Source organism: Methanobrevibacter curvatus, assembly GCF_001639295.1.
In the GTDB taxonomy this organism is placed as follows: domain Archaea; phylum Methanobacteriota; class Methanobacteria; order Methanobacteriales; family Methanobacteriaceae; genus Methanoflexus; species Methanoflexus curvatus.
Genome location: NZ_LWMV01000133.1, coordinates 1 through 633, shown reverse-complemented (window position 1 = coordinate 633; position 633 = coordinate 1). Strand labels below are relative to the sequence as shown.

At 33.3% G+C, this 633-nt stretch carries 1 pseudogene; it reads right to left on the bottom strand.

The window, feature by feature from the left end:
• Window positions 1-633 (bottom strand): annotated as a pseudogene (locus MBCUR_RS03315) (hypothetical protein); the annotation flags it as partial.

Sequence of the window (633 nt, the reverse complement as noted above, 5' to 3'; positions counted from 1 at the left end):
CTGTTCCACTGGAGTTAGTTGTGGCAGAATATTTATTGTTTAGTACTACCTTTTCTTTTGCTAAAGCACTGTTAGGTGTTTGTTTTTTATTATTGATGGCTGTATTTCCTGAGCTTGTTTGCCAAATAGCATTTGCAATGTTATTATTTTTGGTTAAAACTACTTTGACAATAGTCGGGCTAGAAGGTTTATTAGTTACAACATTATAATAGTATTTCACACCATAAGGTAAGGTAACTACCATAACCACATTCATTTTAATGCCACTAAAGGTAACATTAGTTAAATTTAAAGTTTTATTAGAATATATCGCACTTCCGTACTTTCCACTGGTATTTTTAAAGTTGGAGTTGGTTATTTTGCAAATGGCATTGGAATATATTGTTCCGCCGTTTGAATTGGCTTTGTTGTCGTTGAAAGTGGAATTTATGATTTGTAGGTCATTTAAACTGTATAATACTCCTCCACCACTGGTAGCACTGTTTAGGGCAAATAAAGATGATGAGATAAATAGTTTGCTTTTAGAGTATATTGCTCCACCGTTTATAGCACGGTTGTTTGTAAAATTAGAAGTTCCAGAGATATTAGTAACTCCTCCATTAAGATATAAAACTCCACCATTGGTCTTTGCCG